The organism is Phenylobacterium sp., from assembly GCF_031412415.1.
Classification (GTDB): Bacteria; Pseudomonadota; Alphaproteobacteria; order Caulobacterales; family Caulobacteraceae; genus Phenylobacterium.
In genome coordinates, this window is the sequence record NZ_JANOCX010000310.1 from 14,474 (window position 1) to 31,490 (window position 17,017).

Annotated in this window: 17 protein-coding genes; 4 read left to right on the forward strand and 13 right to left on the reverse strand. The window is 67.3% G+C overall.

Annotation, left to right across the window (positions count from 1 at the left end; genetic code table 11):
• Nucleotides 1-4 precede the first annotated feature (4 nt).
• From phnL to phnG, 6 genes are read right to left on the reverse strand one after another with little or no spacing between them, the layout of a single operon-like run.
• Nucleotides 5-709 carry a phosphonate C-P lyase system protein PhnL gene (gene phnL, locus RMO04_RS14905; RefSeq protein WP_309645556.1) on the reverse strand — a complete coding sequence of 235 codons (705 nt, stop codon included), beginning with the start codon at nucleotides 707-709 and terminating at the stop codon, nucleotides 5-7.
• An 8-nt stretch (nucleotides 710-717) separates the two neighbouring features.
• Nucleotides 718-1,530 carry a phosphonate C-P lyase system protein PhnK gene (phnK, locus tag RMO04_RS14910; protein WP_309645557.1) on the reverse strand — a complete coding sequence of 271 codons (813 nt, stop codon included), beginning with the start codon at nucleotides 1,528-1,530 and terminating at the stop codon, nucleotides 718-720.
• Complete coding sequence (locus RMO04_RS14915; RefSeq protein ID WP_309645558.1) at nucleotides 1,530-2,435, reverse strand: alpha-D-ribose 1-methylphosphonate 5-phosphate C-P-lyase PhnJ; 906 nt, start codon at nucleotides 2,433-2,435, stop codon at nucleotides 1,530-1,532. Before RMO04_RS14915 ends, phnK begins: the two co-directional genes overlap by 1 nt.
• A complete protein-coding gene (locus RMO04_RS14920) occupies nucleotides 2,432-3,538 on the reverse strand; it encodes a carbon-phosphorus lyase complex subunit PhnI (protein WP_309645559.1) in 1,107 nt (368 codons plus the stop codon). Before RMO04_RS14920 ends, RMO04_RS14915 begins: the two co-directional genes overlap by 4 nt.
• A 3-nt stretch (nucleotides 3,539-3,541) precedes the next feature.
• Nucleotides 3,542-4,162 (reverse strand): phosphonate C-P lyase system protein PhnH, encoded by a 621-nt coding sequence (phnH, locus tag RMO04_RS14925; protein ID WP_309645560.1) that lies wholly within the window; start codon nucleotides 4,160-4,162, stop codon nucleotides 3,542-3,544.
• On the reverse strand, nucleotides 4,162-4,632 hold the full coding sequence (gene phnG, locus RMO04_RS14930; RefSeq protein WP_309645561.1) for a phosphonate C-P lyase system protein PhnG: 471 nt from the start codon (nucleotides 4,630-4,632) through the stop codon (nucleotides 4,162-4,164). The genes phnH and phnG overlap by 1 nt, the downstream gene beginning before the upstream one ends.
• A 166-nt stretch (nucleotides 4,633-4,798) precedes the next feature.
• Here phnG and phnF point away from each other — a divergent pair, with 166 nt between their 5' ends.
• Genes phnF through RMO04_RS14945 form a run of 3 tightly spaced genes read left to right on the forward strand, consistent with a single transcriptional unit; the run spans nucleotide 4,799 to nucleotide 7,421 of the window.
• A complete protein-coding gene (phnF, locus tag RMO04_RS14935) occupies nucleotides 4,799-5,506 on the forward strand; it encodes a phosphonate metabolism transcriptional regulator PhnF (RefSeq protein ID WP_309645562.1) in 708 nt (235 codons plus the stop codon).
• Nucleotides 5,507-5,526: 20 nt separating this feature from the next.
• Complete coding sequence (locus tag RMO04_RS14940) at nucleotides 5,527-6,660, forward strand: alpha-D-ribose 1-methylphosphonate 5-triphosphate diphosphatase (protein ID WP_309645563.1); 1,134 nt, start codon at nucleotides 5,527-5,529, stop codon at nucleotides 6,658-6,660.
• A gap of 11 nt (nucleotides 6,661-6,671) precedes the next feature.
• Nucleotides 6,672-7,421 (forward strand): endonuclease/exonuclease/phosphatase family protein, encoded by a 750-nt coding sequence (locus RMO04_RS14945; RefSeq protein ID WP_309645564.1) that lies wholly within the window; start codon nucleotides 6,672-6,674, stop codon nucleotides 7,419-7,421.
• On the opposite strand, the gene RMO04_RS14950 is transcribed toward RMO04_RS14945, so the two are convergent.
• From RMO04_RS14950 to RMO04_RS14960, 3 genes are all read right to left on the reverse strand, one after another.
• Nucleotides 7,409-8,482, reverse strand: coding sequence for a tyrosine-protein phosphatase (locus tag RMO04_RS14950; protein ID WP_309645565.1), 1,074 nt, complete (start codon nucleotides 8,480-8,482; stop codon nucleotides 7,409-7,411). The genes RMO04_RS14945 and RMO04_RS14950 overlap by 13 nt on opposite strands.
• Nucleotides 8,483-8,586: 104 nt before the next feature.
• A complete protein-coding gene (locus RMO04_RS14955) occupies nucleotides 8,587-11,226 on the reverse strand; it encodes a TonB-dependent receptor (protein ID WP_309645566.1) in 2,640 nt (879 codons plus the stop codon).
• A 131-nt stretch (nucleotides 11,227-11,357) separates the two neighbouring features.
• On the reverse strand, nucleotides 11,358-12,518 hold the full coding sequence (locus RMO04_RS14960; protein WP_309645567.1) for an acyl-CoA dehydrogenase family protein: 1,161 nt from the start codon (nucleotides 12,516-12,518) through the stop codon (nucleotides 11,358-11,360).
• Nucleotides 12,519-12,763: 245 nt separating this feature from the next.
• On the opposite strand from RMO04_RS14960, the gene RMO04_RS14965 reads away from it, so the two are divergent.
• Nucleotides 12,764-12,979: a hypothetical protein gene (locus tag RMO04_RS14965; protein WP_309645568.1), complete on the forward strand. Its 216-nt coding sequence runs from the start codon at nucleotides 12,764-12,766 to the stop codon at nucleotides 12,977-12,979.
• 8 nt (nucleotides 12,980-12,987) lie between these two features.
• On the opposite strand, the gene RMO04_RS14970 is transcribed toward RMO04_RS14965, so the two are convergent.
• The 4 genes from RMO04_RS14970 to RMO04_RS14985 form a co-directional block, all read right to left on the reverse strand.
• Nucleotides 12,988-14,667 (reverse strand): M10 family metallopeptidase C-terminal domain-containing protein, encoded by a 1,680-nt coding sequence (locus tag RMO04_RS14970; protein WP_309645569.1) that lies wholly within the window; start codon nucleotides 14,665-14,667, stop codon nucleotides 12,988-12,990.
• Between the two features lie 129 nt (nucleotides 14,668-14,796).
• Nucleotides 14,797-15,417: a class I SAM-dependent methyltransferase gene (locus RMO04_RS14975; protein ID WP_309645570.1), complete on the reverse strand. Its 621-nt coding sequence runs from the start codon at nucleotides 15,415-15,417 to the stop codon at nucleotides 14,797-14,799.
• A 69-nt stretch (nucleotides 15,418-15,486) separates the two neighbouring features.
• Nucleotides 15,487-16,590 (reverse strand): response regulator, encoded by a 1,104-nt coding sequence (locus RMO04_RS14980; RefSeq protein ID WP_309645571.1) that lies wholly within the window; start codon nucleotides 16,588-16,590, stop codon nucleotides 15,487-15,489.
• Between the two features lie 167 nt (nucleotides 16,591-16,757).
• On the reverse strand, nucleotides 16,758-17,017 hold a 260-nt coding region (locus RMO04_RS14985), incomplete at its 5' end, for a hypothetical protein (protein ID WP_309645572.1).

Consider the following 17,017-nt stretch of genomic DNA (forward strand, 5'->3'; position numbering starts at 1 on the left):
TGTCTTACGCCGCCATCTTAAATTGCGAGACCGTGAACAGACGCGTGGCCACCGCGTCGCGGACGTCGTGGTCGTGGAAGATGCCGATCATCGCCGCCCCGGCGTCCAGCGCCTGTTGGATCAGCCCGACCACGATCGCGCGGTTCGCCGCGTCCAACGAAGCGGTCGGCTCATCCAGCAGCAGGACCGGGTAGTTGCGGATGAAGCTGCGGGCGATGTTCACCCGCTGCTGCTCCCCGCCCGAAAAGGTGGCGGGCGGCAGGTCCCAGTGGGCCTTGGGCAGGCGCAGGGCTGACAGCAGGGTCTCGGCTCGCTCCTGCGCCTCCTTCGGGTCCACGCCGTTTTCCAGCAGGGGCTCCATGACCAGATGCAGGGTGGAGATCCGCGGGATCACCCGCAGGAACTGACTGACATAGCCCAGCGTCCGGCGCCGAACGTCCAGCACCTGGTGTGGCAGGGCGCGGGTGATGTCGACATAGGCGCCGTCGTGGCGGACGCGCACCGAGCCCTGAGTCGGCAGGTAGTTGCCGTAGATCGAACGCATCAACGTCGACTTGCCCACGCCGGACTCGCCGGCCAAGACGACGCATTCGCCGGGGCCGACCTCGAGCCGCAGGCCCTCGAACACAGGAATACTGGCGTCGTCGGCGTTATGGAGGATGAAGGTCTTGGCGAGATCCTCGACCACGATCAGGGGTTCTTGGCTCATGGTGTGACCTAGATCTGCAGGACGGAGGAGACGAGGAGCTGGCTGTAGGGATGCTGGGGATCGTCCAGCACCTGGTCGGTGAGGCCGGTCTCGACCACGAACCCGCCCTTCATGACGATCAGCCGATCGGCCATCAGCCGGGCCACCGCCATGTCATGGGTGACGATGATCACCGCCAGGCCCAGGTCGCGGACCAGCTCGCGCAACAGGTCCAGCAGGCGGGCCTGGACCGAGACGTCGAGGCCGCCGGTCGGCTCGTCCATGAACACCAGGCGGGGGCCGTGGATCAGGTTGCGGGCCACCTGGATGCGCTGCTGCATGCCGCCGGAGAAGTTGCGCGGCTTGTCGTCGATCCGTTTGGTGTCGAGCTCGACGCGGTCCAGCCACTCGATCGTGGCCTTGCGCATCCGGCCGTAGTTGCGGTCGCCCAGGTTCATCAACGGTTCGGCGACGTTGGCCCCGCCGGAGACCCGCATCCGCAGGCCGTCGCGGGGGTTCTGGTGCACGAAGCCCCATTCCTCGCGCTGCATGCGCCGGCGGTCGGGTTCGTTCAGGCCGTAGATGTCGGTCAGGCCGAAGCGCGATGTGTCGAACTCAACCTGGCCCGAGGAGGGCGGCAGGCGACCGGAAATGCAGTTGAGCAGGGTGGTCTTGCCCGAACCGCTCTCGCCGACGATGCCCAGCACTTCGCCGGGGCGCAGCTCGAACGAGACGTCGCGGCAGCCGACCACGTGGCCGTACCACTTGGTGAGGTTCTCGACCCGCAGCAGCGGAGCGGCCTGGGCCGCGTCGCCCGCGATGGTCTTGGTCATCGCGTTCATCAGGCAGGTTCCTTCTCAAGCGCGGCGAGCTGGTGGCCGGCCATGGGACCCTCGTGGCCCGCGGCGCGGCGCTCGGCGCAGAAGTTGCTGTCGGAGCAGACGAACATCCGCGCGCCGGTGTCGTCGAGGATCACCTCGTCGAGATAGGAGTCGGTGGCGCCGCACAGCGCGCAGTCCTCCTCCCAGGTCTGGGTCTCGAACGGATAGTCCTCGAAATCGAGGCTGCGCACCGAAGTGTGCGGCGGGACGGCGTAGATGCGCTTCTCACGCCCAGCGCCGAACAGCAGGATCGCCTCGTTGTCCCCCATCTTCGGGTTGTCGAACTTAGGGATGGGGGAGGGGCTCATCAGGTAGCGCTCGCCGACCATGGTCGGATAGCCGACGGTCGAGGCGATGCGGCCGTAGGTGGCCACGCTCTCGTAGAGCGAGACGTATTGCAGGCCGTATTCCTCATAGGCGTGCATGGCCCGCGTCTCGGTCTCGCGCGGCTCCCGGCCGCGCAGCGGCTCGGGCTGCGGCACCTGGAAGATCAGCACCTGGCCGGCCTTCAACGGTTGCTCGGGGATCCGATGCCGGGTCTGGATGATGGTCGCCTCAGCGGTGTCCTCGGTGACCGCAACGTCGGCGACCTGGGCGAAGAAGCGGCGGATCGACACGGCGTTGGTGGTGTCGTCGGCGCCCTGGTCGATGCACTTGTAGACATCGTCCGGACCGATGATCGCCGCCGTGAGCTGTATGCCGCCGGTGCCCCAGCCGTAGGGCACGGGCATCTCCCGCGAGCCGAAGGGCGCCTGGTACCCCGGGATGGCCAGGGCCTTCAGGATCGCGCGACGGATCATCCGCTTCGTCTGCTCGTCCAGGTAGGCGTAGTTGTAATAGCGCTCGGGTTCGTTGGCGCGGGTCATTCGGCGGCTTCCTTCATCGCGACCTGGCGCGCGGCGTGTTCTCGGCGCAGGCGGCGGATCAGTTGCAGGTCGGCTTGGAAGTCGACGTAGTGGGGCAGCTTCAGGTGCTGCACGAAGCCCGAGGCCTCCACATTGTCGGAGTGGTAGAGGACGAACTCCTCGTCCTGGCAGGGCGCGCTGGCCTCGCCGGCCGCGGCGTCGCGCAAGGCGCGGTCGACGATGGCCATGGACATCGCCTTGCGCTCGCAGTGGCCGAAGGTCAGGCCGTAGCCCGCCGTGAACTGCGGCGCCTTTTCGACTCCGCCGGCGCCGGTGGAGATCATCTGGCACTCGGTCAAGGTCAGCTCGCCGATCTCGATGGGGAAGCCCAGTTCATCGGGGATGAACTCGACGGCCACCTCGCCCAGGCGGATCTCGGCGCAGAGCGGGTGGGTGGAGCCCCAGCCCCGTTGCGACGAATAGGCCAGGCTCAACAGGAAACCCTCATCGCCACGGGCCAGCGCCTGCAGACGTTGATCGCGTCCGGCCGGGAAGGCCATGGGCTCACGGGTCAGGTCGAAGGGCTCGGCCGCTTCGGCGTTGACGGTGTCGGTTTCCAGAAGGTCCTCATGGGCGAAGACCGAGGCGATGGTGGCCATTGGATAGGCCTGGGGCTCCTCGGCCTCCAGGGCCGGCGGGACCGGGGTCTCGCCGTTGGCCGCCAGGGCGAAGTCCAGCAGGCGGTGGGTGTAGTCGAACGTCGGGCCCAGGACCTGACCGCCGGGGATGTCCTTGAAGGCCGCCGAGACCCGTCGACGAACCGCCATCTGGCCCGTCTCAACCGGCAGCGAGGCGCCGAAGCGGGGCAGGGTGGTGCGGTACGCCCGCATCAGGAAGATGGCCTCAGGCAGATCGCCGCGCGCCTGCTTGACCGCCAGGGCCGCCAGGTCACGGTCGTAGCAAGAGCCCTCGCTCATCACCCGATCGATGGCCAGCGAGAGCTGCTCGCGCACCTGGTCGATCTCGATCTCCGGCACCGCGACGTCGCCGCGCCGCTCTTCAGCCAGCCAACGATGGGCGTTCGTGATCGCCTTCTCGCCGCCCTTTACCGCTACGTAGGCCATCGTTCAGTCTCCCGTGATGGTGACGCGCGTGGAGCGCGGCAGGGCTGTCAGCCGGTCGCCGGCGACGAAGATCAGGTCCACGCCGAACTGGAAGGTCTCGTGATTGGCCTGGACCTGAGTCCAGAAGCCTTCGGGCAGGCCGGCGAGCGTTAGGCTCGCCTCGTCCTTGATGCCCGGTCCGCGCAGGGTCACTCGAGCGCCGCCGGTGAGGGCCGGCAGCTGGATCACCAAGGTGGTCGAGCGGTCCGGGTACTTGGCGTCGCCAGGATTGAAGGCCGACAGGGGCGGTGCGGCGGCGAGATCGGTCACCAGGGCGAAGGCGGCATGCATCGGCTCGGCCGTGAGTGGGCAGCCCGCGTGAAAGCGCAGCCAGCGCTCCGCCGGTCCGTCGGTCAGGGCCGGGGCGAGCCAGACTGGCGTTTCGAAGTCGAACAGGGTGAGCGCCACGGCGCCCGCGGCCCGATCCAGGCCTTCCGGCGCGTCCGGGGCGAACGGCAGGTCTTGAATCGTGCCCGGCCGCGCCATGGCGTCCATCACCCTGCGGAAGATGGCCTGGGACTCCCGGGTGGGGTCGGCGAAGGCCGGAGCGATCTCGGCGAGGTCCAGGACGGGGGCGAGCGACATCAGGCGGGGCTCCGGGTGCGGACCATGGTGAAGAAGTCGACCTTGGTGGCGGCGGCCTTGCGCGCGGCGGTGTCGCGGCGTTCGTCCTGGGCGCGGGCCAGCCGGGCGACGACCGCGCCCTCGACGGCGGGCCGTAGGTTCGGCGACTGCATCATGGCGTCCACCGCAGCCGCGATCTCGGCGTGCCGGCGGTCGCGGCCGGCGACGTAGCCGATCCCGGTCTCGCCGCTGTCGAGGCGAACCGCGGCGCGGGTCACGGTCATCTCGCCCAGGTTGAAGGCGTCACCCGTCCCGCCCATCCGGCCGCGCACCAGGACCATGCCGATCTCGGGCGCGCGCAGGGCGCGATAGCCGGGGCGTTCAGCCAGGTCGTCCCAGGCCGCCGACACTTCGCCGGCGGGCGCCTTGGCCAGGATCGACAGCCAGCGCCGCCGTTCGGCCGGGGCCTCGACAACCGATTGATCCGGCATCACTCACCTCCAACAACCAAGCAAGATGTTGTATTCATCTAAGTCAAGTGATAGGTGAGAGCGAATGTAGTCGCAACAAACGGATAGTGAACTTTCTTTGACAGTAGTAAAACTTGTCTAGTTTCGTGTCGCAAGACTGATAAGGAGCCATGCTATGGCGATGGACATGCCCCTTTGGCGAGAAATCTCACAGTCACTGGAGCGCCGGATCCTGGCGCGCGAGCTGACGCCGGGCGACAAGCTGCCGACCGAGTTCGAACTGTCGCGGGAGTTCATGGTCAATCGGCACACCGTGCGCCGCGCCCTGTCGGATCTGCAGGACAAGGGCATCGTGGAGTCGACGCAGGGGCGAGGCAGCTTCGTTCGACGTCCGGCCGCCCCGATGCGCCTGCAGCGCCGGCCGAGGTTCACAGAGCGGGTCCTGGCGCGCGGCCGCACGCCCCGGACCGAGACGATCAAGTTGCTGGTTCGACCCGCGGATTCCAAGGTGGCGGGCCAGCTCGGCATCCGGGCGGGTCAGCCGGTGATCTATCTGGAGCGCCGTCGCTTCATCGATGACGAACCGACGGGGCTCTCACAGCACCATTTCAGTCACGACCGATTTCCGACCTTCATCGACATGTACCGGACCCGCGGCACGATTACCCAGACGCTGATCGACTCCGGCATTCCCGACTATACGCGCCGGCGAACGGCCATCTCCGCCCGGCTGCCGACGGCCCAGGAGGCCGAGCAGCTTCGTGTGCCGCGCCACGTCCCGCTGCTGGTCCACCGCTATCTCAACATCGACGGCCTGGGCCGCCCCCTGGAGTACGGGATTTCCCGCTCCACGACCGAGGTCGAGATCGACTTCCCCGAACCCGAACGCGACTGAGCCATCCCAAGGAGTCCGCCGTGGAACACGCCTTCAAGAACGCCCAGGTCGTCACGGAAGATGATGTCTTCCTGGGCTCGGTCCTGGTGCGCGACGGCAAGATCGTCGCGGTGGATCGTGGCGCGGGCGGCGTGGGCGAGGACCTGGAGGGCGACGTCCTGATGCCTGGTGTCATCGATCTGCACACCGATAATCTCGAGAAGCACTTCTTTCCCCGCCCCAACATCGACTGGAATCCGGTCTCCGCGGCGGTGACCCACGACGGCTGCTGCCTGTCGGTTGGGGTGACCACGGTGTTCGACAGCCTGAGCATCGGCTCGTTCAATCCGGCGGTCGCGCGCAACCATGACAACATGATCCGGCTGGTCGATGGCGTCCTGGCGGCCCGGAACGCGGGAATGCTAAAGGGCGACCATCGTCTGCACTGGCGCTGCGAAACCCCCGCCGACGACCTGCCCGACCGGCTGGAGCAGTTGGCCGGCCACGCGCTGACCTCACTGTTCTCCCTGATGGACCACACGCCCGGCCAGCGTCAGTACCGCAATCTGGAGAAGCACCTAGCCAACTGGAGCGCCAACGGCATGAGCGACCAGGCCATCGACACCCGCATGGCCGAGATCCGCGACCGCCAGAGCCGCAACGCGGTCAAGCATCGTAAGCTGGTGGCCAACATAGCCCGCGACGGGCGCACGCCGCTCGCCAGCCACGACGACGAGGACGCCGCCCACATCGACGAGGCGGCCGACCTGGGCGCCACGGTGGCCGAATTCCCCGTCACGGTTGAGGCCGCCCAGCGCGCCCGCGAGCGGGGGATGGTCGTCGTCATGGGCGGACCCAACCTGATCCGCGGCGGATCCTATTCGGGCAATGTGCCGGCCGCCGATCTGGCGCGCGCCGACCTGCTGGACGCCTTCGCCTCGGACTATGTGCCCCGCAGCCTGATCGAGTGCGCCTTCGCGCTCACGGACCAGCGCTTCGGCTGGGGTCTGGCCCGGGCTGTCGCCCTGGTGACGGCCGGTCCGGCGCGGGCGGCTCAGTTGGACGACCGCGGCGCCATCGCGCCAGGGCTCCGCGCCGACCTGATCCGCGTGCGGATGGCCGGCGGCCTGCCGGTGACCCGTGGGGTCTGGGTTGAAGGCGCGCGGGCGGCCTGAGCCACCGCGCCTTGCGTATCGTCACCCTCAATACCTGGAAGAACGAGGGCGAGTATGAGCGCCGCCTCGCCTTGATGGCCGACGGTTTGCTGGACCTGGAGCCCGACGTCGTCTGCCTGCAGGAATGCTTCGTCGGCGCAGGACGAGACACCGCCCAGGTTCTCGCGGAGGCCATCGGCCTCGAACACCACGCTCGCCCGTCTCGCGCCAAGTCGAGGTCGCACGACGGCGGGATGGTTCAAAGCACGTCCGGTCTAGCCATGCTGTCGCGGCGTCCCGCCTTCGCCGAGGACGCCCTGGCCCTGCCCAGCCTCGTCCAGGACGGCGACCGCATCGCCCAGCGGCTCGACGTCATGGTCGACGGCCAGTTCCTGCGCGTGCTCAACCTGCATCTGACCCACCTCCGCGGCGCCGGGGCCGACGAGGTGCGCGGCCGACAACTCAGGGCCGCGCTGGTCTGGGCGGCGGTGGGTTGGACGGAGGGGCTGCTGGTCGCCGGCGACCTCAACGCCGCCGCTGGAGATCCCGAGCTGGCGACCCTCAATGTCGGGTCGAACGTCGACTTCGCCACGCTGATCGGCGCGCGATCCGACACGCCGCCCATCTTGGCGCGCGCGATCGATCACTTGGTCTTGCAGGAGCCTGGATCATGGCGCGTGGCATCGAGGTTCAGAGCTCTGGACATGCCCGACTCCGATGGCTGGCATGCCAGCGACCACGCCGCCGTCGTCTTGGATCTGGAGCCGGACTATTCGAGATAGAGCGCCCGCAGCCGGGCGATATCGGCCTTGTCGACCCCCAGCTCCGCATCGAGATAGCGTTCGACCGAGCCGTAGTCGCGTTCGATTCGGCGGAAGGTGGCGGCGAGATAGGCCTCGCCGGAGGGGGTCATGAGCGGCTTGGGCTTGCGCGCTTCGGGCGGCAGGTCTCGCTGGCTGTGCATGTAGGCGGCCATGGGGTTGGTCGCCGCCAGCTTGGCGAAGTCGACGTTCGCGATCTCGTTCTCGGGCCGACGGTAGGCGGTGGAGAGGTGGTAGTCGGCATAGATGATTTCGCGGGGCACGCCGAGAGCGCTGAGCACAAGGGCCGACGCCACGCCGGTCCGATCCTGGCCCGCCGAGCAGTTGAAGGCGGTCGCGCCCTGGCCGGCCAGCAGGCCCTCGAAGATCTGCCGGTACTGACGCTTCAGCGAGACGGGCCAAGTCTCGTACAGATTGCCGATCGCGATTCCCTGACCGCCGAACAGGTCCGAGGCCGGATAGTCGACGGCGTTGTAGCGCCCTACCCCGAGCGCGCGCCAATCGGTCGGCGACATTTGGCGCTCGTCCACGGAGCGCAGATCTGTGAGGCTGGTGATGCCCAGACGCTTCACCTGCGTGCGGTCGCCCGCCTCGAGCTTCGGCATGGCGCCGGTGCGGTAGATCCGGCCCCAGCGCACGGTCTTGCCGCCGGCCGCCGGATAGCCGCCGAGGTCGCGGAAGTTCGAGCCGCCGGCGAGCGGCAACAGCCGCTCGGCGACGCGGATCGTCGCGCCCGTCCGCTCATCGCGCAAAAGCACATGGGGCCGCTGACCGGGCGCTAGCTTGAGACTGTGCTGACCATCGAGGTCGTCATCGGAAACCTTGCGCATGCGCGCGGGCGGCGCCGAGGGCGTATCGGCGGTGAGCACGTCCACCGGCCCCTTGGCCTGCCAACGGATCAGGACCTTGTCGGCCGAGACCCGGGTCGCGGAGACCGTGTCGTGGGAGAGGGTCTGGGCAGCCGCCGCGCCGGCCGTCAGCAGGCTCGCCAGGATGATGGCAGGAACAGCGATGCGTCGCACGATCGACTCCTTGGGAAAGGGAGTGGCGTCCCCGTTGGGCGACGGGGACGCCAAGGTAGCGACCGGGCGAGACGCGGGGATGACGCTCAACCGGCCGGGGGAGATCAGAAGGTGGCGCGGACGCCGGCCAGATAGCGGGTGCCGAAGTATTCGAGCTCGTAAGGCTGGGCCTTGGTCCCCTGATAGCGCAGGCCCCGTTCATTGGTGATGTTGTTGACGTCCACATAGACGGAGATGTTCTTGTTGACCTGGTAGCGGCCAGAGAACTCGACGCGTTGTTGAGCATCCCAGTAGATGTCGTTGGTAGCCGCGCCGGGCGACAGTTCGTCCAGCCATTCGGTGCGGTGCTGATAGCCGAGCCGTAGCGATAGGCCGTACTTCTCGTAGAAGATCGAGCCGGAGAAGATCCGATCCGAGGTGCCGGGGAAGGCGGAGCTGCGCCCGCCGCCCACCTCGAAGCTGCCGTCCAGGAAGGTCAGGCTGCCCTGGAAGCCGAGGCCCGAGAGCGGCCCGGGCAGGAAGGTCCAGGGATGGTAGTAGGCCAGTTCGAACCCCTGCAGGTCGCCCTCACCGCCATTCAGCGTGGTGGTGTAGGTGTAGCCGCGGCGATTGACGCCGTTGAAGTTGAACCGGTCGTCGGTGACCAGGTCGGTGGCGTCGAACAGCACGTCCTTCACGTCTCGGTAGAAGAAGTTGGCCGAGAGCAGGGCGGCAGGGGCGAAGTACCACTCGGCGGAAAAGTCGAAGCCCTGCGCGCGTTCAGGCTTCAGGAACGGGTTGCCGCCGTTGACCGAGCCGGGCACCGCGTCATTGATCGAGACGGTGGCGCGCGCGTCGATGAAGCTCGGACGCGCCGAGCCTGAGATGTAGGCCGCGCGAAGCTTGACGTCGTCGTTGAGATCGAAGGTGTAGTGAAGGCTCGGGAAGACGAAGGTGTCCTCCGTTCCGAGCGAGATCGGGGTCAGGGTCGCGCCGACACGGGCTGCGCCCTCGGAGGCCACTTCCGTCCGCTCGATCCGCACGCCGGCCAGCAGGGTGTGCCGGTCCCAGCGCCAAGTGTTCTGAACATAGCCCGCCAGGACCTTCTCCTCGACGGTGTTGGCCAGCGACGGATCGGAGCGCGGAACAGGATTGGTCCCCCCCGCGGCGTTGGCCGCCACGAGCGCCGCGACGAGGGCGTCGTACTGGCGCCCCAGGGCGGGGTTGTCGATGAAGTTGGCCTGGAACCCGGTGTTGACGTTCCCGATCGCCGAGGTGCTGGTGATGAAGGCCAGCGGGGTCCACGGGACGTTCAAGGCTGCGGCCGTGGGGCGCGCCAGGACCGTGCCCGCCGTGCCGTTGGGCCGCAGATAGGCGACGTTGCCGGGATCGTCGAAGCCGCGATCGTTATACTGCACCCCCGCCTCGAACTTGGCCTCCGCCCCAAAGCTCGACCACTCGCGACCCATGTCGGCCTTGAGGAAGTTGTCCTTCTGCTCGATGAACTGGCCGAAGACCACCAGGGCCTCGGTGTCGAACGCCTGCTGGTTCAGGCTGGTGCGCTGGGCGCCGAACACCCGCTGACCCTGGGCGTTCAGCGCGGTGTCGAACAGGGTGATGACCGGTACGCCCGCCTCGCCGGCCGTGAAGGTCAGGGATGGCCGGAACAATGGGTTGGACTGGCTTTGGCTGACCAGCGGCAGGTTCTGCTCGAACGTCGATTCCGCGTGGCCGAGATCCCAGGCGATCGTCCAGTCGGCGACCTTGTGATCGCCGTGGGCGATGATGATCTTGTTCTTCGTCGCGTAGCCGCCCTTCTCGAACAGTCCGGCGACCGGAACGGCGACCAGGCTGCCGCTGGTGGGGGTCCGGGTTCCCGTTCCGCCGGCGAAGTTGAAGGTGTACTGGTTGCGCTCCTCGTCATCGAGGAACTCGCTGTAGAGACCGGTCAGGCGCACCGTGTTGTCGTCGTTGATCCGCCACTCCAGCTTGCCGTTCACGGCGTTGGTCTCGCGGATGAGCTTGTACTTGGCGAAGCGGACCTCGCGCATCCCAACGGCGTCGAAGCGAGGCTCGTAATTGTCGGTGTCTTGGGCGAACTGAAACGCAGAGGCGCCCAGCATCACGCCGAAGGTCTCGTTGGCCCACGAGACGCGCAGGCCGTAGGATTCTACCGGTCCATCGGATAGGTCGCTGCCGCCGCGGCCGGCGTCGGCCGACACCTTGAAGCCCGGATTTTCCAGGGGCGAGTAGGTGCGGATGTTCACCCGTCCAGCCAAGGCCTCGGCCGGCATGGCGGGGGTGAGCGTCTTGTTCAGCTCCAGTTGCGAAATGACGCTGGCCGGCACGGAATCGAAGCGGAAGACCCGATCCTCGGCGCCCAGGACATTCACGCCGTCGAACGCCACGTTCGTCCAGCGCGCGGGGGCGCCACGGACTTGGATGTAGCGCTCCTGGCCCTGATCACGTTGGACAGCCACGGCGGGCAGGCGGGAGAGCGCGCCCGCGGCGGTGGCGTCGGGGAAGCGGCCGATGGTGTCGGCGGCGATCACATTGACCAGATTGTCGGCCTCGCGCTGAACGGCCAGGGACTTCTCGAGGCTCTCGCGGATCGGGGCGGTGACCACCAGCTCGGCGACGGCGGCGTCATCCTCACCTTCGGCGAGGGCGGGCGCTCCGAGCGCCAGTGGAACCCCGGCGCAAAAGGCGAACAGCAGCGCCTTGCGCGTTGCCCGGCGAGATGCCGGATAGAGAGCTGAAAACATCGACCGTCCCCCTTCGCTGAATAATCAGCGGACGGGACGGTGAGTTAGCGGGGGCCGGTGTCAGTCAGGCTCCGGTTTGGTGACTGTCAGATGTTTGTTCGGCGACTTGTCGGTTGCCGAGGTGACTGGTCTCAGTAGGATTTCGGCTGGTTCAGCACCTTCTCGGCGATGAAAGACAGGATGAGTTGCTCGGTGATCGGAGCGATGCGGGTGATGATCACCTCCCGCAACAGGCGCTCGACATGGTATTCCTTGGCGTAGCCGAAGCCGCCATGGGTGAGCACGGCTTGCAGGCAGGCGTCGTGGCCGGCGCGGGCGCCCAGGAACTTGGCGCTGTTGGCCTCCGCGCCGCAGGGCTTGCCGGCGTCGTAGAGCGCGGCTGCCCGCATCGCCATCAGCCAGGCTGACTCCAGATACATCCAGCGTTCGGCCAGCGGATGCTGGACGCCCTGGTTCTGGCCTATGGGCCGATCGAACACGATCCGCTCGCGAGCGTAGTTGGACGCCCGGCGCAGGGCGTCCTGACCGATACCGATGGCCTCCGCTCCGATCAGGATCCGTTCTGGGTTCAGGCTGTCGAGGATGTAGGAGAAGCCCTTGCCCTCCTCCCCGATCCGGTCCTCGTCGGGGATGAACAGTCCGTCGATGAAGATGGCATTGGAGTCCACCGCCTTGCGGCCCATCTTTGGGATGCGACGCACCTCGATCTTCGAGCGGTCGAGGTCGGTGTAGAAGAGGGTGATCCCGTCGGTCGGACGCGCAGCGTCCTCGTAGCGGGTGGTGCGGGTCAACAGCATGATCTTGTTGGCGACCTGGGCGGTCGAGGTCCACACCTTTTGGCCGCGGACCAGATAGCCGCCCTCGACCTTCTCGGCGAAGGTGGTGATCCGGGTGGTGTTGAGGCCCGCGTCCGGCTCGGTCACGCCGAAACAGCATTGATCCTGGCCCGCCACCAGCCGCGGCAACCAGCGCGCCTTCTGCTCGGACGCGCCGTGGACGACAATGGGGTGCGGCCCGAACAGGTTGATATGCACCGCCGAGGTCGCGGTCATGCCGCCGCCGTGGCTGGCGACCTCATGCATCATCACCGCGGCCTCCGTAACCCCCAGACCCGAGCCGCCGTACGCCTCAGGCATGGTGACGCCGAGCCAGCCCCCCTCGGCCATGGCCTGATGAAAGGCGACGGGAAACTCGCCGTCCTCGTCGCGCGCCAGCCAGTAGTCGTCGCCGAAACGCTGCATCACGGCGCGCACGCCCTGGCGGAGCGTGTCGAGGTCTGCCGAGCCGTCCATCACTAGGCCTCCAGCCGTGGTGCGAGGACGCGTCGATCATCCCCGAAGTGGCAATGTCCTACACCTCGGCGGCGAACTCCAAGTCCGAGCCGGAAAACGGCGCGCTGATGCATTTCCAGGCACCGGAAAACTTGTGAACCCCTTCTCCGGTAAAGTGTCATTGCGATGCAGCAAAAGTCGGCTACATGCGTTTTGCAGGTGCACAGTAGCGTAGCCCGGGCACGGGTCAGAATGAGGCAGTTCCGATGATCATGACGTCCATGCGAGTTTTCCCCAGCCTGTTCGTAGGGCGTCGCGAAGTGATCACGGCCCTGGAATCCCCGCACATCTTCGGCGAGGGCGAGCCCGGCACATCCTTCGCGTGCGGCGCCTGCGAGGAAGTCGTCATGACCAGCCGCGATCGTTCCGACATCGCCGACGTCGTCGTGAAGTGCCGCTGCGGCGAGTACAACCAGCTCTAGTTCGACCCCTAGGTCGACACGATCCAGCCGGCGGTCAGAGATGACATCTGGACGCCGACCAGGACCATCTGGGAGCCACCGCCCATGTCGATGACGACATCCCCGCCGATCTGGGCCACCGTATAGGTCGAGCCTTCGCTCACCAGAACGCTGTCGCCCTGGGCGCGGCTGAAGTCCATGATCCTGTCCAACCCGGCGTCGCGCCAGGTATGGAAGGTGTCCGCGCCAGAGCCGCCCCAGATGGTGTCGGACTCGCGGTCGCCCGAAATCCAGTCGTCGCCGGCGCCGCCCTCGATAAAGTCATTGTGCTGGCCGCCGCGGATCAGGTCATTGCCGTCGCCGCCGTAGCAGGAATCGTCGGCCATGTTGCCGTAGATGACGTCGGCGCCGGCTTCGCCATAGAGGACATCCATGTCCTTGCCGCCGACCACCCAGTCGTCGCCGTCGCCGCCGTACCCGGTGTCGCTGCCCATGTTGCCGTGAATGTCGTCGAAGGCCGCGCCGCCATACATCAGGTCGTCGCCTTCTTCCCCACGGATGAAGTCGAGGCCGGCGCCGCCCTGGATGGTGTCATTGCCCGCGCCCGACCAGACCACGTCGTTGCCGCTATTGCCCTCCAGGAGGTTGGAGGCGGCGTTGCCCGTGATGCTGTCGGCGCCGGAGCCGCCCTGGGCGTTCTCGATCGTCACATTGGCTGCGATGGCCACGTTGCCGGTCAGCCCGCCGACATTGGAGAAGTGGCCGGCGCGCAGATCGATGAGTTGGGCGTTGGACCAGCCGCTGAAATTGAACGTGTCGCTTCCGCCCGCGTCCCAGACGGCGAAGATCGGCCGCGAGGCCGACGAGGTCGCCTCGAACCACGGTCGCCCGGCGTTGGAGCCGAAGCCGTAGGTCGTGTCGCCCGTGCGGGTCGACATGTTGGCGCCGTACTCCTGCTGAATGGCGGAGATGTCGTCGAGCAGGGGAGCGGCCGAGTACCGGCCGCCAAAGCTGGCGCCGGTGTTGCTCTCGCTGAAATAGCTCATCACCGTGTACTGGCGGGAGTCTTCATAATAGATCGCGTCGGCGGCGTAGGTGGGCGAACCGTCTGAATCGTAGTCGGCCGGGTGCGCCAACCCGATCGCATGGCCGATCTCATGGACCAGCACCATGCCGCCATAGTTGCCCACGGTGGGCGAGGCGTTGCTGCCCGAGGTGATGTTCACCCAGACGTCGCCGGCGCGCGAGGCGTTGCTCGTCGACCCTGGATAGTAGGCGAAGGCGCTCGCGGAATCCTTGCCGGTCGAATAGTTGCTGAACAGCATGGCGGCCTGGTCGGAATAGGCGCCTTCGCCTGACGATCCGGCGCCCACCCGTACGAAGGTGATCCGGCCCGCGTCCGACCAGCCGGCCAGGGCCAGTTCAGCCTGGAGGATCTGGGCGGTGTTGAAGCGTTCGAAGCCGCCGGTGTCGTCGGGCATGGTGGCCGGCGCGTTGGCGCGGAAGCCATAGGTGAGGGTGAAGCCCTGACCCAGCACGCCCCCCCAACCTGCCTCGCCGCCGATGAGATGATTGCCCGCCTGGGCGATGGTGTAGCTTTGCTTGGCGCCGACCAGCACCCCGCGTTCCGAGGCGTTGAGATAGGCCTGCGGTTCACCGGTTCCGTCATTGGTCGGGTCGGAGGCGGCAGCGGCGGCGTCAGTAAGCATGCACTTGGTCCATGGCCCCCCGGCCATTCACGTTCATACGGCGATCGTGTTCGCCGAACAATGCACGTTGCCCGCTTGCGGCGTTTTCGCGCAGAGGCATCCCTTTGGGATCACAGGAAAAATTCGACATCAAGCGACTGCGACGCCCCACTCGCTCCACCCGGCGATCCTGGGCGTCTTAGGTAGATAAAAGGTTTCCAGGCTCTGCATCGAGAAGCCGGCCGCGGAGATCGCGCCGCCCACCGGCCGAGTCAGGTGGCAACCGCCGGCCAGGCGTTTCCAGATCGGCTCGATCCGGCGCTGCCACTTGGCCACATCGGCGTCGGGGGCCAGTCCGTGTTCGCAGAACAGGAAACGGCCGCCGGGCTTCAGCACGCGCCGGGCTTCGGCCAGCGCCTTGGCCGGAGTGTGGACCGAGCAGAGCGTGAAGGTGCAGACAACGCTGTCGAAGCTGGCGTCCTGGAAGGGCAGCGCCTCGGCCGTGCCGTCGGTCACCGAGACAATGAGGCGAGGATCCCGGGGCGCGGCCTGCGCCAGGGCGCGGAGTTCGGCCGCCGGGTCGACGCCGGCCACGCTGTCCACCTTGTCGGCGTCGTAGAGGGCGAGGTTCAGACCCATGCCGATCCCCAGCTCCAGCACCTTTCCGGAGGCGAGGGGCACGATCTTGGCCCGCTGCCTCATCACCGGCGAAGACGAACAGGCGCAAGTCAGGAAGCGGGGCAGGATGTGGCGTTCGTAGAAGGTTGGCATTCGCCCGCGGCTCCCCGGAGTCGGGCGCGACGATGACTCAACCGGAGGTCCGCGCCTAGCCCTGTTCGTCTAGGCCGCGACCGCGTCGCCGCCGCCCAGGTTTTCCTGCAACGCGCGCAGCAGATTCTCGGGTTTCATCGGCTTTTCGACCACCCCGTTCATACCGGCTTTGAGGTATCCCGCCGCGTCCTCGGGATCGGCGTTGGCGGTGAGCGCGATGATCGGCACCCGACCCGCGAGACCTGGCAGGGCGCGAATTTCGCGGGTGGCGGAAACCCCATCCATGCGGGGCATCTTGATGTCCATCAGGATAAGGTCGAAGCGGCCCGAGCGCGCGGCGTCGACGGCCTCCACGCCGTCCACGGCGGACTCCGAGGTGCAGTCGAACATTTCGCACAGGGTCTCGGCGACCATGCGGTTGGTGGCGTTGTCGTCCACCACCAGGATGTGCGCGGCGCGGTCCGGCTGGACCAGGGTTTCGGACGCCACCACCTCTTCCGGCGCGCGGTCGGCGACGATATGGAAGGTCAGGGTCTCGCCGGCGCCCACATTGGCGTCGACCCGGACATCCCCCTTCATGGCCTGGACGATCTGACGACCCAGCGCCACGCCGAGCGCGGTCTCCAGGCCGAACAGGGCTTCGATCTCGCGGATATCCAGGGCCCGTTCGCCCAGCAGCCGCGCGGCCCCGCCGCGGACGCTGCCTTCGAGGCGCATCTGGTCGCCCTCGGGAACGGCGCGAAGCGTGGCCTCAACCGCCCCACGGCGAACGCCGGCCAGGGCCTGGGCGATAAAGGCGTCGAACACCTGGCCCATGCGACCGGCGTCGATCAGCACCTTGGTGTCGGGGTCGCCGTCGTAGGAGAACAGCAGCGTGACCCCGCCCGCCAGGGCGCGGTCCTGCCAGCGGCCATGGATCTCGTCGGCGAGATCGGCCAGGCGCTTGGGTTCGAGGGTGAAGGTCAATCCGTCGGTGGCCGCAGACTTGAGGTCCGTCGACGAGGCCAGAATCTGGCGCACCGTGCAGGCGGCTTCCGCGACCCCGGCCACGCAGGCCTGGGCGTCCGCACCCATGGGATGGCGCGAAAGCCGCTCGGCAAGCGCTAGCACGCCCTCCATCTGCTGATGGATTTCGCTGGTGACGCGCTCGAAGAAGAACTCGGGCAGGGACATGAACGCGGGCGTTCCCGGGGGTAACGAGGGCCTAGGATGGACCTAAGCGCTTGCGGAGATGTTAAATTCCGCCTGTGCGTCAGCGCCGCACTGTCCCCTGACGGGCCTACGAAAAAGGCGGCGGGATCGCTCCCGCCGCCCTTCGAATCGCTGGATTTCAGCCCGTTCTAAAAGCGGTACTGCAGCTCGACGCCGTAGGTCCGGGGCTGGATCAGGCCGCGCGAGATCGCCGTACGGGTCTGACGCAGCGTGCCGGCGGCGGCCGAACCCGGGTTCGGCAGGTCGAAGATCGCCGTCGGGTTGGTCGAGCTGGTCGAGTTGTAGGCTTCTTCGTCGAACACGTTCTTGACGAAGCCGATCAGGGTGTAGCGGTCCTGAGCGTCATTCCAGAGAACGCGCGCATCGGCCACGCCGTACGAAGGAACCT